The following is a 14,252-nucleotide window of genomic DNA, read 5'->3' on the forward strand; positions in this document are numbered from 1 at the left end:
GCGAACGTCGACGCGGAGGCGGACCTCGACCTCAAGTTCGGCCGCGACCGCGACGGACTCAACTTCGAGCCGGTGCAGCCCAACACCCTCGACGAGCTCGTGGTGCCGAAGGGCTACCAGCAGGACGTCGTCATCCGCTGGGGCGACGCGGTGCTGCCCGACGCGCCGAAGTTCGACTTCGACAAGCAGACCGCCGCCGCCCAGGCGAAGCAGTTCGGCTTCAACGCCGACTTCTGCGGTCTCGTGCCGCTGCCGGGCTGGGACCGCTGGCTCATGGTGAGCAACCACGAGTACACGTCCGAAGAGTTCATGTTCAAGACCTGGGACGCGAACAACCCCACCGAGGAGCAGGCCCGCATCGCGTGGGCCGCGCACGGTCTGTCGGTCGTGCAGGTCGAGCGCGACCACCGCAGCGGCAAGCTTGTGGTGTCCAAGGACAAGCGCAAGTACAACCGCCGCATCACGATGACCACGCCGTTCGAGATGCGTGGCCCGGCAGCGGGCTCGAAGCACCTCAAGACGTCGGCTGACGCCAGCGGCAAGGTCGTGCTCGGCACGCAGAACAACTGCGCCGGTGGCGTCACGCCGTGGGGCACGATCCTGTCCGGCGAGGAGAACTTCAACCAGTACTTCGCCAACGGCGGCCAGGTCGCCGACCCGACGACGAAGGCGCGCCTCGCCCGCTACGGCATGTCCGGTGGCGCCACGACCCGCAAGTGGGAGAAGTTCGACAAGCGCTTCGACCTCGTGCAGGAACCGAACGAGGCCAACCGCTTCGGCTGGATCGTCGAGATCGACCCGCTCGACCCGACGTCGACGCCGGTCAAGCACACCGCGCTCGGCCGCTTCAAGCACGAGGGAGCGAACGTCATCGTCGCCCGCGACGGCCGTGTCGTCGCGTACATGGGTGATGACGAGCGCTTCGACTACATGTACAAGTTCGTCACCGACGGGTGCTACCAGAAGGGCGACTCGAAGCGCGCCCGCGAGCACAACAAGCGCCTGCTCGACTCGGGCACGCTCTACGTCGCCAAGTTCACCGGTGACAGCCCGGCCGCCGAGATCGACGGCACCGGCAAGCTGCCGTCCGACGGTGAGTTCGACGGCTCGGGCCAGTGGATTCCGCTGGTGCACAACAACAAGTCGTTCGTCGAGGGCTTCACCGCCGAAGAGGTCTACATCTTCACGCGCCTCGCGGCCGACAAGGTCGGCGCCACGAAGATGGACCGCCCGGAAGACGTGGAGCCGAACCCGCACAACCGCCGCGTCTACGCCGCGCTCACCAACAACACCGACCGCGGCAAGCCCGGCAAGGAAGGCGCCACCGAGGTCGCGCCGCGGCTCGGCAACAAGCACGGTCAGGTGCTCGAGCTCGAAGAGCGCCGCGGCGACAACACGGCGACCACGTTCTCGTGGAAGCTGATGCTGGTCTGCGGTGACCCCAACGACCCCAGCACCTACTTCGCCGGCTTCGACAAGAAGCAGGTCAGTCCGATCTCGTGCCCGGACAACGTCGCGTTCGACTCGCGCGGCAACCTGTGGATCTCCACCGACGGCAACGCCCTGAAGTCCAACGACGGCCTGTTCGCAGTGCCGGTCGAGGGCAGGCGCCGCGGTCAGGTGAAGCAGTTCCTCACCGTGCCGATCGGTGCGGAGACGTGCGGCCCGGTCATCACGGACGACTTCGTCCTGGTGTCCGTGCAGCACCCCGGTGAGATCGACGGCGCGTCGGCGACCAAGCCGGCCTCGCACTGGCCGGACGGTGGCACCTCCCAGCCGCGTCCGTCCGTCGCCGTGGTTTGGCGCAAGGACCGTCGCCACATCTGCGGCTGACGTACGGTGCTTTCCCGCTTACTCCTTGAGTTCGTTTGAACCGGTGCAGCCATCAGTCCGTATCACCTGGTGGCTGCACCACGGACAACTGAGACACGTCGCACTGTCTGTCCACTTAGGAGTAAGTGATGAAACGTGCTGGTCTCGTGCTCGTCTCCACAGCTCTACTCGGCGTCGCCTTAGGCGGCGCCGGCTCCACCGCCGCGCCAACACCGGCCGCCATGGACGTGTCTGACGCGAGGGTCGCACCCGCGGTTCAGGTTCCGTCCGGCAACAAGCTCGTCGCCAAGTTCTACGCCAAGGGTGTGCAGACCTACATCTGCACAGCGGGAGCGTGGAAGCTGCTGGAGCCCGCCGCCACCCTGGCGGACCGGCTCGGCCGTGCGGTCGCTCTGCACTCCCGCGGTCCGATCTGGGTGTCCACTGTGGACGGGAGCGCGGTCGAGGCCGCCCCGGTCGACGGTGCCCGCAACGAGATTCCAGGAGCGGTTCCCGAGCTCCTGCTGAAGTCCAAGTCGACCAGGGGCAAGGGCGTGTTCGCCGGCGTGAGCTACGTCCAGCGCCTCGCGACCAAGGGCGGTGTCGCGCCGGCAGGCGGATGCCAGGAAAGTGACCAGACCTCCGTGAACTACGAGGCGCTCTACACCTTCTCCGCACCCGTTCGCTGAACCAGCGCCACCACGGCCGCGCTGACGACCCAGAACTCCGCCTTCTGGGTCCCGGTGAACTTCCTCGGCACGTTACGGTTTCCCCATGAGTGATCGTCCGGTCGCCCTCGTCACCGGGGCATCCAGTGGAATCGGCTCGGCCATCGCCCGCGCTCTGGCGCCAACTCACGATCTTCTGCTGGGTGGACGTGACGAAACGTCCCTGTCGCTGCTCGCATCGGAACTGCCCGGCGCCGAGGCTTGGCCCTTCGACCTGACGAACCTCGCGTCAGCGGACACGGCCCACATCGCGCGCCTCGACGTGGTGGTGCACAGCGCCGGCGTCGCAATGCTGGGACCGTTGGGCGAGGCCTCGGTCGACGTGTGGCGCCAGACCCTGGAAGTCAACGTCGTGGCGGTCGCCGAACTGACCCGGCTGCTGCTGCCCCAGCTCCGTGCCGCCGCCGGCCAGGTCGTCCTGATCAACTCTGGCGCCGGCCTGCGCGCCAACCCCGGCTGGGGCGTCTACGCCGCCTCGAAGTTCGCGCTGCGGGCCTACGCCGACGCCCTGCGCGCCGACGAGCCGTCGTTGCGCGTGACCTCGGTGTTCCCCGGCAGGACCGACACGCCGATGCAGCGTGAGGTGCGCCGCCACGAGGGTGGCGAGTACGACGCCACGCAGTACCTGGATCCGGCCTCGGTGGGGCGCGCCGTGGCGTCGGCCGTGCTGGCGACGCCCGATGCGCACATCACCGAGGTGGTCGTACGTCCACGACCTCGCTGACTCAAGCTGTGCGCAGCCGCTGAGCCACCGCCGTGACGCCGGCCTGAGCCTCCCGGCGATCGATCCGCGTCGACTCTCCACCAGCCACGACGTGGTCACCGGCCACCCAGACGTCGGTGACCCGTCGAGCCCCGGAAGCCCAGACCAGGTTCGCCAGCAGCTGCGAGTCTGGTGCGTCCAACCCGGTGGCGAACGCCGGGTCATCAGCGTCGACGTGCACGACGTCGGCCCAGCGTCCGGCCTCCAGCGCGCCGATGTCCTCACGACCGAGAGCAGCGGCTCCACCCCGAGTCGCCATCAGCAACGCCTGCGCGGCACCCAGCACCGTCGCGTCCATCTTGGAAACCCTGGCGAACAGCCCGGCAAGCCGAGCCTCCTCGAACAGGTCCAGGTCGTCGTTCGACGCGGGCCCGTCCGTGCCCAGCCCGACCGAAACACCCGCGGCCAGCATCTCCGGCACCCGCGCGATGCCCGAGGCGAGCTTCGCGTTGGAGCCGGGGCAGTGCGCCACGCCAACGCCGAAGGACGCGTACAGCGCGATGTCGTCATCGGACAGATGAACGGAGTGCGCGGACAGCACCCGCCCGCCCAGAACGTCCGACGCCTTCAGCAATGCCGGCACCGACCCGTACTCGGCGCGCTGCGCCTCGTCCTCGAACGGCGACTCGGCGACGTGCACCATCAGCAGCGCCCCGCGGGCCCGAGCCTCCAGAGCCACGGCGGTCAGCTGGGCAGGCGACAGCGTGTACGCGGAATGCGGCCCGTAAGCCAGCTCAACCCGCCCACCTGGTCCGAACTGCAGCCCATCAGCGTCGATCCAGGAAGAGATCTCATCGGTCATGGACCGCCACGACATCCCCGGCACGTCGAGGATCGCCCCGCCGAACACCACGCGTGACCCGGCGGCCAGCACCGAAGAGACCAGCTCAGGCCCGTGGAAGTACATCTCGGCCGACGTCGTGACGCCGTGCCGCAGCATCTCCACCGCACCCAGCAGCATGCCCGTGCCGACGTCGGCGGCGGTCATCCGCGCTTCGTTGGGCCACATCTGCTCCTGCAGCCACCGCAGCAACGGTAGGTCCGAACCCAGCCCGCGCAGCACCGTCATCGGGCTGTGCGCGTGGGTGTTCACCAGGCCGGGCAGCAGGATGCCGGAGAGCCGCCGGACCTCTCCCTCGAAAGCGGGAGCATCAGCTAGTGGACCTACAAAGGTGATCCGACCGTCGACGACGTCCACGACCGCGTCGCGCAACACGGAGCAGGACGAATCGCAGGGCAGGACCACCGGGGCATGCAGGCGCAGTGACATGCGGAGAATCCTGCCATTGTGATGCCGATCACAAGCATGCATAGGTCCGCGGCGAGTGGGAATCCTGCCTCCGTCGGGTGCGGGCCGACCCCCAGGGCCCGCCCCGACCAGAACTTCTCCCCAACCAGAGGGCCCGCCGAGCACGAACCGGCGGGCTCTTTGTGCATCCGAAGCAACCAGAGCGACGGGGGCGACGTCACATGATCATGTCGAAGAAGCCGAGCAGGTCCAGTGGAGACTTCCGTCGCGCGCAGAAGCCCGCCACCCCCAAGCCGCCGACTCGTCGCTGAGTTGGCATGATCACTCCACACGGTACGGGCGTGATCATGCGGAGGCATCAGTGGCCGACATCGACCCTCAGAACGACGACCAGTTCAGCGATGTCGAGATGACGCAGGAGTTCGAAGTCATCAGGGACGAGATCTGAACTAAGCCAGAGGCAGTTCGGCGCGGACCGTCCACCCAGTCGGTTCGCGTCGGCCTGCGGAGAACTTGCCGCCCAGCAGTTCCACGCGCTCGCGCATGCCGACGAGCCCGTAACCTCCAGAGCCACCAACGGGAACGCCAGAGGCCACCCCGTCGTCCTCGACGCCGAGTCGCAGCACACCGTCGCTTGAGGACAGTGAAACGTCCACGGACGACACCGCGGAAGCGTGCTTCTGCGTGTTGGTCAACGACTCCTGCACCAACCGCAGCACCGAGCGGGCGAGCTCCTGTGGCACCGAGTCCTGCAGGTCGAACGATAGCCGCACCGGCAGACCTGACTCCGCCGCCAGCGAACGCACGTCGTCCACCAACGACGAAGACGCGGCCGGTCCGGAAGACTCGCCGTCCCGCAACGTTCCGACCAACCGCCGCATCGCGGTCAGTGCCTCGTAACCGGATGCCTCGATGGTCGGCAGCACCTGCTCGGCGGTCTCGCGGCTGATCTGTCCTGCTTGGGCGTGCACGACGATCGCGGTCACGTAGTGCGCGACCACGTCGTGCAGTTCGCGCGCCAGCGCCATCCGTTCGGCGTTCTGGGCCGCCGCAACGGAAGCAGCCAATTGAGACGAACGTTCGTTGTCCCTTGCCCGGAAGTACAGCCCGGTGCCGATGGCCAGCACGAGCATGATGCTCGCGCCGAACAGGTACGACGTGCCGTCCGGCTGCCATTCGCGGTACTCGACGGCGGCAACGATCGGCCAGCCGAGGACCTCCGCGACGACCATCGCCGCCAGCACCAGCGCCGTGCCGACCACCGCGCGCCAGCGCGACGACTCCCGCACGAGCACCGCGATGGTCGCCATCGCGGCACCGGTGATCGAGACATTGGCACCGCTGAAGAAGAAGTGCGGCGAGATCGCGACACCGAGAAACCGCATGTAGAGGGCCACGCAGACGATCGCGAACGTCAGTGCCAGCGCGGCGTCGAACGGCCTGCGCGGTGCCAGTACCGAGATCGCGCAGATGACCAGCACACCGGGGATCTGCCACCAGCCGAGCGCGGTGTCGATCGACCCGGTCTCCGCGATGGCGATGCCGGTGAGCGAGAGCGCCAGCGGCCACTGGCGTTTGGCGAGCAACCGCCAGTTCAGATCCTTGCTCTCCACCCGGTACACGGTAAAGCCGGAAGGACGATGGCGCGTCCGACCGGAGGCTAACTCGGCATCAGCCAGAAGGCTGAGTGAGCGACCTGCGGAAATACCCTCACGGCGGATGCCGGATCACGCCCCGGTCACGGACTCTGGAGGAGCGAAAGTCGGGGAAACGGAGGACGCCATGTTGTCAGTTGTGTTCACTTGGGCCGCCGCTGTGGTCGGCCTGTTGGTCCTTGCGCTCATGGCCCTGTCGGGCGTGATGATCGATTCCCAGAGGTAGGCACAGCGCTAGCAGGTGGTACGGACCAGCGTGTGATGGGGAAGTCAGGCGCTGGTCAGGGAATGTTGCTGGCGGAGCAGCTCCGCCAGCCTGCTCGCCGGTTGAGGACGGGTCTCTTCCAACGCGGCCGTGAAGCGCGCCGGAGTACCGGTCCGTGCGCGCGCAGCGGCTGCGGTGTCCAACCGGAACGCGGGACGCGCAGCCGAAGGACGTTGGCGAGAGCGCAACCACGCCAGGCGGTGCAGGGCTTCCGCGTGGTGGTCCGTGATGGTGACGGCCGCCTTGTCGAACGAGTGCAGCACTGCAGCGTTCAGGTGAACGGTCGCGAAGTCCCGCCACAGCGTGCGTTCGGACGACGTGTCCAAACCCAACGCGTCGGCGACTTGGCGCGCCACGCCATAAGCGCCTTCCTCAGCCAATGAACGCGTGCCGATCTCGGCGCCGACGAACCACGAGTTGAACGGTGCCGCGGGGTAGTTCACGCCACCGATCGACAGCCGCATGTTCGAGATGACCGGAACCGCGTGCCAGCGCAGACCCATCTCGCCGAACCACGGCAAAGTCGGGTGCTCCAAAGGAACTTCGTGCACGATCTCGGACGGCAGCGTGAACACGCGCGGTCCCTCGTGCTGGGTTTCCACCACCAACGGCAGTACGTCGAAGCGCGACCGTTGCGCCGGCGGCCGCCACCCCATGCCCTGCATGGTCTCGGTGAACTGGGTGTAGCGACGGTCCCCCATCCCGTCGGCGTACCCGGCGTACCGGATCAGCTGTTCGTTCCAGATCACCGGGCCGGGCGAGCCCGGTGCGTCCGGCGCGAAAACCGTTACCAGAGGCCGGATCTCGCCGTCGTTCGTCGCCAGTCGCAGGTGCTCGACGCACTCTCCGGCAACAGCAGCGGCGTTGCGATAGCCGCGCAGATCGCGGACTTTGAGCCGGCGCCACGGCACACCAGAGGTGCACCAACCGGAATCTCGCAACGCGATCCGCGCGCCGTACGCGAGTTCGTTGGTCGTGTGGCGGTAGGTTCCGGTCTCGGCGATCTCGGCGCGCACCTGGGCGATGCGGGCGGACAGCGAGCCTGCGTCGGAGTGCGCCGCGTGGAACATGCGGACGAACTCCTCCGCAACGGGGAGGACGTCGGGGGTCACGGAGCGAGAACCTAAGGCCGGAACAGCCTCACGCGTCACTGCCACTCGGGGCATTTCGGGTGATCAACACCAGCCACTCCAACGAGTGAACGCGAGACCCAGTGTGTTCACTCGAACGGCTTGAGGCCTCGATCAGGTGAGCTCGTTCCGCTTGAACATCAGATCGTGCGAGACGCGGCCCTCGTTCACAGCCCTCTGCTCGAACTTCGTGACGGGTCGCCAGTCCGGTCGCGGTGCCCAGCCGTCGTACATGTTGGTCAGCAAACGCTCGCCGGAACACACCTCGAGCATCTGCTCCGCGTAGTGCTCCCAGTCCGTCGCGAGGTGCAGCACGCCACCCGGCTCCAGCCGTGACGCGACCAGCGCCACGAACTCCGGCTGAACGAGCCGGCGCTTGTGGTGCTTCTTCTTCGGCCACGGGTCCGGGAAGAAGATCCGCACACCGTGCAGCGACGCGGGCGCGACGTGGTCGGTCAGCAGGTCGACGGCGTCACCGCGCAGCACGCGCAGGTTGTCCAGGCCGCCGAGGTGCTCGCCACGCAGCAGCAGCTGGGCGAGTCCTGGCTTGTAGACCTCGACCGCGACGTAGTTGAGCTCGGGCGCGGCGGCCACGAGCTGCGAGGTGGTCTCACCCATGCCGGACCCGATCTCCAGCAGCACGGGCGCGGAACGGCCGAACCACGAGTCGAAGTCCAGCGGTCCCTCCGGCAACGACTTCACGTCGTTGCCCATCTTCTCCCAGTACGTGTCCCAGGCACGCTCCTGTCCCACGGTCATGCGCTCGCCGCGCTGGACGAAGCTGACGATGGAACGAGGGAACTCAGGCCTGGTCACAGCCGTACAGACTAGGCGATGAGTTCGATGTCCTCGATTTGCGCACGGAGCTCGTCGACCGTGAAGTCGATGGGGTGGGCCTGGCCGGGCCCGCGGTGCGCGGGGACCAGGTGGATCCAGCCGCGGTGCGAGTCCGTGAACTGCACGGTCGTGGGTGTCGCGGGCCCGTAGACACCGCTCTCGGACGGCACGAACTCCCAGTACCCGACCTCACCGAGGTCGACCCAGGGCACGAACACCCAGCCGGGACGTGACGAGAGCAACTCGCTCACCGCGTCCTCGACGGCGTGACCTTCGGCACGGGAACGCAAACGGCCGCGGTCCAGCGCACGCAGCCACCAGGGTGCGGGGGCGTCCTCGACGGAACGCACCGCGCGGTACATCGTGAGCACTTCGTTCTCGTTGGCGCGGTTCACCCAGGAACGACGCGTGTCTGCAGGGGTGAGGGCGAGTTCTGCAGGGTTGGGAGCCTCGAGCGCGCTTGCCCACTCGAGGCCGAGCATTGCTTCGACACGGACCACTGGCCACCTCCGCAGCGGGGTTATCCCAATTGAACGTGAATCCAAACGTCGGTGTTGTCCTGAAAGCGGCTTTTCACGGCTTGTTAACAGCACCCTTACGCAATGTGTGACGCCAGGCACGTTGCGGTGTGACGTGGAAACACGATGTAGGGGACGTGGCCCTGCTTCCCGCGCTCGTTGTCGCGCTGCCGTTGCTGCTCGCCGCGCAGACGATCGAGGAGCAGGAGTGGCACCTCGACGCGCTCGACGTCTACTCCGCGCAGGACCAGGCGCGCGGTGACGGCGTGATCGTCGCGGTGATCGACTCCGGGGTCGACGCCAAGCATCCCGACCTCGCGGGACGGGTCTTACCCGGAACGGGCTTCGGCAGCTCCGAGGGCACGGACGGCACGACCGACACCGACGGCCACGGCACGGGGATGGCCGGGATCATCGCGGCGACCGGCCGCAACGGCGGGGCGCTCGGCATCGCGCCCGGCGCCAAGATCCTTCCGATCGCGAGCGCCGAGAAGGAGCAGTTCTCGCTCGACGTCGTCGCGGAGAGCATCAGGTGGGCGGCCGACCACGGCGCCAAGGTCGTCAACATGTCGCTGGGCTTCTCCAGCTCGATGACGCCGAGCCTGGTCAGGGCCGTGAACTACGCGATCGAGAAGGACGTCGTCCTCGTCGCCGCCACCGGCAACGAGGGCAAGGAGGTCTCCGCGCCCGCCAACATCGGTGGTGTGATCGCGGTCGCGGGCACGAACCGCGAGGGCAAGCCGTGGAAGTCGTCCAACGTCGGCGCGGACACGGTGCTCTCGGCTCCGGCGCAAGGCATCGTCACGGCGGCGCCGAAAAGCGTCTACTCCAGCGGTTACGCCGAGATGGACGGCACGAGCGCGGCGTCGGCGATCGTGTCCGGTGTCGCGGCGCTGGTTCGGGCGAAGCACCCGGAGATGCCGGCCAAGGACGTCGTCAACGCGCTGATCAAGACCGCGCAGGACCTGGCGGAGCCCGGCCGTGACGAGACGACCGGATTCGGCATGGTCAACCCGATGGGCGCGCTCACGGCGCAGTTCCCGCCGGTGGAACGCAATCCGCTGCTGCCGTCCCCGAAGCCGTCGACTCCGCAGCCAACGCCGACGCTCGCCGCCCAGCGTCCTGTGCAGCCGGCCGCCAAGATCTCCGACCGGCTGCCGTTCGTTGCCGCCGTCGCGGGTGGAACCGCGGTGCTGACCGGGTTGCTGATCGCGTTGCCCGCCATCAGGTCACGGCGGAGCCAAAGATCGGCACAGCCCGTCGTCAGTGCGCGTGATACTCCACCGACTCCTTGGTGAGCTGCATGAAGGCCTCCTCCAGCGATCCGCGCTGAGGGCTGAGCTCGTGCAGCACGATCTGGTTCTCCGCCGCGATCTCACCGATCTGCGGCGCCGGAAGTCCGTGCACCACAAGGGCTCCGTTGACCGCGTCCTCGGTGACCGTCGCGCTCGCGGCGAGAATCTCGCGCAGCTTCAAGGCGTGTGGTGACCGCACCCGGACGTGGTCCTGGGTGGCGTCGCTGATGAACTGCTCGGTGGTGGTCTGCGCGATCAGCTGACCTTTGCCGATCACGATGAGGTCCTGGGCCGTCTGTGCCATCTCCGAGAGCAGGTGGCTCGACACGAACACCGTGCGGCCCTCGTCCGCGAGCCGGTGCATGAACTGCCGGATCCAGAGGATGCCCTCCGGGTCGAGGCCGTTGACCGGCTCGTCGAACAGCAGCACCTCGGGGTCGCCGAGCAACGCGCCCGCGATGCCGAGCCGCTGGGACATGCCGAGCGAGAACCCGCCCGCCTTCTTGTTCGCGACCTCGGCGAGGCCGACGATCTCCAGCACCTCGTCGACGCGCTTGAGCGGGATCTTGTTCGAGACCGCCATCCACTTCAGGTGCGAACGCGCGGAACGGTTGGGGTGCGTCCACTTCGCGTCGAGCAACGCGCCGACCTTGCGCAGCGGCTCCTTCAGCTCTGCGTAGTGTTTCCCGTCGATCGTCACGTCCCCGTTGGTGGGGGTGTCGAGGCCGAGGACCATCCGCATGGTCGTGGACTTGCCCGCGCCGTTCGGGCCGAGGAAGCCCGTCACGCGGCCAGGCTTGACGGTGAAAGACAGGTCGTCCACGGCCTTCGTCCGGCCGTAGTGCTTGCGCAACCGCACTGCTTGGATCATGGCCTCTCCCGTTCGGTCGAAAGAACTGACCGGGACGTGGGTCATCCCCCCGATGGATGACCCACGTCCCGCTCCCCCTCTATTCGGAACCGGTCACGCGTCCCGGCGCTTCGCGACGATCAGCGCGACCACCAGCAGCGCGATCGCGATGCCGGCGAAGTAGGCCAGCGATCCCCACTGGCTCAGCTTGAAGTCGATACCGGCTCCCGGCTGCTCGGCGGGATCGCCACCGGGCAGTGCCAGGAAGTGGTTGGCGTTCTGGAACGGCAGCCACGCCTGGATCTTGACGCCGACCTTCGGGATGATCCCGATCAGGCCTTCGAGCAGCATGTTCCACACGAGCAGGATCGCCACGGCACCGGCGGTCTGGCGGACCAGGATGCCGACCGCGATCGCGAGGACCGCGCCGATTCCGTACAGCAGGCCGACTCCCGCGACGTGCCGCCACTCCGCGCCCGTGTTGATCGCGAGGTCGGAGGCGGGCGACATCACCTTCGCGAGGCCCCACGAGCCGAACGCGATGATCTCGCCAAGCACAGCGGCGATGAACGCGACCACGACGGTCTTGGCGACGAGCGCGGACGTCCGGTTCGGCACCGCGAGGAACGTGGCGCGGATCGTGCTGAAGCGGTACTCGGTGGTGACCGCGAGCGCCGACATCACCAGCACCACGGCGAGCGCGAGCTGGCTGCTGCCGAACTGGGTGAGCCCGATGGACATCTGGCCGTTGTCGGTGGTGCCCGCGATGATCGCGGTGAGACCGACACCCAGGGCCAGGGCGAGTGCCGTGCACCAGTAGGGCGAACGGGTCGAGAAGAGCTTGATTCTCTCAACTGCCAACAGGGTCATCAGACTCACTTCCCGATCTCTGCGTGGTACTCGACAGCATCACCGGTCAGCTGCATGAACGCCTCTTCGAGCGAGCCGCGCTGTGGGCTGAGCTCGTGCAGGACGACACCGTTCGCTGCGGCGATGTCACCGATCTGGTCACTCGTGGCACCCGATACGGACAATGCCCCGTCGTCGCCGTCACGAACCGTGAAGCCCTTGTCCACGAGCAGCGGGCCGAGCTTGAACAACTGAGGACTGCGCACCACCACTGAGTTACCCGTTGAGCGGTCGATGAACTCCGCGGTGCTGCTCTGCGTGATCAGCTTCCCCTTGCCGATCACCACGAGTTCGCTGGCCGTCAGCGCCATCTCGGACAGCAGGTGGCTCGACACCAGGACCGTGCGGCCCTCGGAGGCGAGGTTCTGCATGAAGGTGCGGATCCAGAGGATGCCCTCCGGGTCCAGGCCGTTGACCGGCTCGTCGAACAGCAGCACCTCGGGGTCGCCGAGCAGTGCCGCGGCGATCCCCAGCCGCTGCGACATGCCGAGCGAGAACCCGCCCGCCTTCTTGCGTGCGACTTGAGTGAGGCCGACCGCCTCCAGCACCGCGTCCACGCGCTTGTCCGGCAGCCCGTTGGACTTCGCGAGCCAGCGCAGGTGCGCCCGCGCCGACCGGTTGGGGTGCACCCACTTGGCGTCGAGCAGCGCACCGACCGTCCGCAGTGGACGGTTCAGCTCGGCGTAGGGCTTCCCGTCGATCAGCACGCGGCCTGCCGTCGGACGGTCGAGCCCCAGGATCATGCGCATGGTGGTGGACTTGCCGGCGCCGTTCGGACCGAGGAACCCGGTCACCCGTCCAGGCTGGACGGTGAACGACAGGTCGTCGACCGCGACCGTCCTGCCGTATCTCTTCGTGAGGCCGATTGCCTCGATCATTGGCTTTCCCCTCTCGGTGTGGGGACAACTCTGCTGCTCCGAGGGGGTCTGCCACATCGACCTGCGGTCTTCGAAAGCCGTCAACTTCCGTCGCCGTGTACCGCTACCTCCGTCGTAGTTGAATGAGCCACATGGGATACACGGAAGCGCCCGAGGGCTGGTGGCGCGAGTTCGTCCTGGCCAAGCCCGCCCGCACCGGCAAGCTCGCGGTCACCCGCAAGGATGGCTCGCCGCACATCGCGCCGGTGTGGGTGGATCTCGACGGCCCGGACGTCGTTTTCCTGACCGCGCGCGACACGATCAAGGGCAAGTCGATCCTGCGCGACGGCCGGGTGGCCTTGTGCTTCGACGACGAGACCCCGCCGTTCAACTTCGTGACGATCACCGGTCAGGCCGTCACCGACGAGGACCCCGAGCAGCTCAAGTACTGGGCCGGCCGCACCGCCGCCCGCTACATGGGCGACGACCAGGCCGACCACTACGCCGATCGCAACGGCGTACCCGGTGAGATGGTCGTCCGGGTCAAGGTCGACAAGGTCGTCGCCAAGGTCAACGTCGCCGACTAGCTCGGCGTCTAGGCGGGGAAGAACCGCGACAGCACCTGCGCCGCGCCGTCCTCCACCACGGTCGGACCGACGACGTCCGCCACCGCGTGCACGTGCGCGGGTGCCTGTCCCATCGCGACACCGAGGCCTGCCCACTTCAGCATCTCGACGTCGTTGGAACCGTCGCCGATCGCGAGCGCGTCCTCCGCGCTGATGCCGAGTTCCTTGCTGAGCTCGTCCAGTGCCGTGCCCTTCGTGACGTTCGGCGGCACGGCGGTCAGCCACGGTTCGGTGTGGTCGACCGACCACTCGATGCCCGGCAGCTCCAGGTCCTTGACGGCGAACGACAGCTCGGCCGGCGTGCGGTCGAGCCAGCGCATGACCAGCCGTGGCGTCGGGATGTCGGCGATCTCGTCGAACGTCGCGTCGGTCGTCACACCCCACAGGTCGCCCGGCAGGAAGTGACCGAGCGAGAGGTTGCCGACGCCGGTCTGCTCGACCGCGAACACCGCGCCGGGCAGCAGCGCCTGCAGCGTCTTGATCGTCGGGCCGGGGTCGAACGTCGTGCGCTTGGTGATCTCGTCCTTCGCCGGGTCCCACCACACGGCGCCGTTCGAGCACAGGGCGAGAGCGGCGGGCAACTGCGCGGCGATCGGGGTGGTGCCGATCAGGCTGCGGCCGGTGCACAGCACGACCATCGTGCCGTGTTCCGTCACGCGCGTGATGGCCGCTTTCACGGCTGGCGAGATGTCGTTCGAGCCGACAGGGGTCAGGGTTCCGTCGATGTCCAACGCGACCAGGCGCGGTCTCCAGTTCAC

At 67.7% G+C, this 14,252-nt stretch carries 14 protein-coding genes; 5 read left to right on the forward strand and 9 right to left on the reverse strand.

Annotation, left to right across the window (positions count from 1 at the left end):
- From FXN61_RS01280 to FXN61_RS01290, 3 genes are all read left to right on the forward strand, one after another.
- A partial coding sequence (locus tag FXN61_RS01280) for a PhoX family protein (RefSeq protein ID WP_167969425.1) occupies positions 1-1,833 on the forward strand: 1,833 nt, incomplete at its 5' end.
- A gap of 128 nt (positions 1,834-1,961) precedes the next feature.
- Positions 1,962-2,501 carry a DUF3455 domain-containing protein gene (locus tag FXN61_RS01285; protein ID WP_167969426.1) on the forward strand — a complete coding sequence of 180 codons (540 nt, stop codon included), beginning with the start codon at positions 1,962-1,964 and terminating at the stop codon, positions 2,499-2,501.
- A gap of 85 nt (positions 2,502-2,586) precedes the next feature.
- A complete protein-coding gene (locus FXN61_RS01290) occupies positions 2,587-3,264 on the forward strand; it encodes an SDR family oxidoreductase (protein WP_167969427.1) in 678 nt (225 codons plus the stop codon).
- Position 3,265: 1 nt separating this feature from the next.
- On the opposite strand, the gene FXN61_RS01295 is transcribed toward FXN61_RS01290, so the two are convergent.
- The 5 genes from FXN61_RS01295 to FXN61_RS01315 form a co-directional block, all read right to left on the reverse strand.
- Positions 3,266-4,573, reverse strand: coding sequence for an amidohydrolase family protein (locus FXN61_RS01295; protein ID WP_167969428.1), 1,308 nt, complete (start codon positions 4,571-4,573; stop codon positions 3,266-3,268).
- A gap of 428 nt (positions 4,574-5,001) precedes the next feature.
- Complete coding sequence (locus FXN61_RS01300) at positions 5,002-6,165, reverse strand: sensor histidine kinase (RefSeq protein ID WP_167969429.1); 1,164 nt, start codon at positions 6,163-6,165, stop codon at positions 5,002-5,004.
- Between the two features lie 312 nt (positions 6,166-6,477).
- Entirely contained in the window at positions 6,478-7,584 is a 1,107-nt protein-coding gene (locus FXN61_RS01305) for a nitric oxide synthase oxygenase (RefSeq protein WP_312877476.1), read from the reverse strand.
- A gap of 132 nt (positions 7,585-7,716) precedes the next feature.
- Positions 7,717-8,361 (reverse strand): tRNA (guanosine(46)-N7)-methyltransferase TrmB, encoded by a 645-nt coding sequence (gene trmB / locus FXN61_RS01310; RefSeq protein ID WP_223165279.1) that lies wholly within the window; start codon positions 8,359-8,361, stop codon positions 7,717-7,719.
- Positions 8,362-8,429: 68 nt separating this feature from the next.
- Complete coding sequence (locus FXN61_RS01315) at positions 8,430-8,834, reverse strand: hypothetical protein (protein WP_188134548.1); 405 nt, start codon at positions 8,832-8,834, stop codon at positions 8,430-8,432.
- Between the two features lie 260 nt (positions 8,835-9,094).
- On the opposite strand from FXN61_RS01315, the gene mycP reads away from it, so the two are divergent.
- Positions 9,095-10,255 carry a type VII secretion-associated serine protease mycosin gene (gene mycP, locus FXN61_RS01320; RefSeq protein WP_167969435.1) on the forward strand — a complete coding sequence of 387 codons (1,161 nt, stop codon included), beginning with the start codon at positions 9,095-9,097 and terminating at the stop codon, positions 10,253-10,255.
- Here mycP and FXN61_RS01325 read toward each other — a convergent pair.
- The 3 genes from FXN61_RS01325 to FXN61_RS01335 form a co-directional block, all read right to left on the reverse strand.
- Positions 10,221-11,123, reverse strand: a complete 903-nt coding sequence (locus FXN61_RS01325; RefSeq protein ID WP_167969438.1) for an ABC transporter ATP-binding protein — start codon at positions 11,121-11,123, stop codon at positions 10,221-10,223. The genes mycP and FXN61_RS01325 overlap by 35 nt on opposite strands.
- 93 nt (positions 11,124-11,216) lie before the next feature.
- Positions 11,217-11,972 carry a hypothetical protein gene (locus FXN61_RS01330; RefSeq protein ID WP_167969440.1) on the reverse strand — a complete coding sequence of 252 codons (756 nt, stop codon included), beginning with the start codon at positions 11,970-11,972 and terminating at the stop codon, positions 11,217-11,219.
- 5 nt (positions 11,973-11,977) lie between these two features.
- Positions 11,978-12,889, reverse strand: coding sequence for an ABC transporter ATP-binding protein (locus FXN61_RS01335; RefSeq protein ID WP_167969442.1), 912 nt, complete (start codon positions 12,887-12,889; stop codon positions 11,978-11,980).
- Between the two features lie 131 nt (positions 12,890-13,020).
- On the opposite strand from FXN61_RS01335, the gene FXN61_RS01340 reads away from it, so the two are divergent.
- On the forward strand, positions 13,021-13,455 hold the full coding sequence (locus FXN61_RS01340) for a PPOX class F420-dependent oxidoreductase (RefSeq protein ID WP_167969444.1): 435 nt from the start codon (positions 13,021-13,023) through the stop codon (positions 13,453-13,455).
- 8 nt (positions 13,456-13,463) lie between these two features.
- On the opposite strand, the gene FXN61_RS01345 is transcribed toward FXN61_RS01340, so the two are convergent.
- Positions 13,464-14,252, reverse strand: coding sequence for an HAD family hydrolase (locus tag FXN61_RS01345; protein WP_167969446.1), 789 nt, complete (start codon positions 14,250-14,252; stop codon positions 13,464-13,466).

The sequence above is a fragment of the Lentzea indica genome (assembly GCF_012184385.1).
In the GTDB taxonomy this organism is placed as follows: Bacteria; Actinomycetota; Actinomycetes; order Mycobacteriales; family Pseudonocardiaceae; genus Lentzea; species Lentzea indica.

Coding starts and splice junctions, on each gene's coding strand:
- FXN61_RS01330 (WP_167969440.1), bottom strand. CDS start 11,972: ATGACCCTGTTGGCAGTTGAGAGAATCAAGCTCTTCTCGACCCGTTCG.
- FXN61_RS01335 (WP_167969442.1), bottom strand. CDS start 12,889: ATGATCGAGGCAATCGGCCTCACGAAGAGATACGGCAGGACGGTCGCG.
- FXN61_RS01340 (WP_167969444.1), top strand. CDS start 13,021: ATGGGATACACGGAAGCGCCCGAGGGCTGGTGGCGCGAGTTCGTCCTG.
- FXN61_RS01295 (WP_167969428.1), bottom strand. CDS start 4,573: ATGTCACTGCGCCTGCATGCCCCGGTGGTCCTGCCCTGCGATTCGTCC.
- trmB (WP_223165279.1), bottom strand. CDS start 8,361: ATGACCGTGGGACAGGAGCGTGCCTGGGACACGTACTGGGAGAAGATG.
- FXN61_RS01285 (WP_167969426.1), top strand. CDS start 1,962: ATGAAACGTGCTGGTCTCGTGCTCGTCTCCACAGCTCTACTCGGCGTC.
- FXN61_RS01325 (WP_167969438.1), bottom strand. CDS start 11,123: ATGATCCAAGCAGTGCGGTTGCGCAAGCACTACGGCCGGACGAAGGCC.
- FXN61_RS01290 (WP_167969427.1), top strand. CDS start 2,587: ATGAGTGATCGTCCGGTCGCCCTCGTCACCGGGGCATCCAGTGGAATC.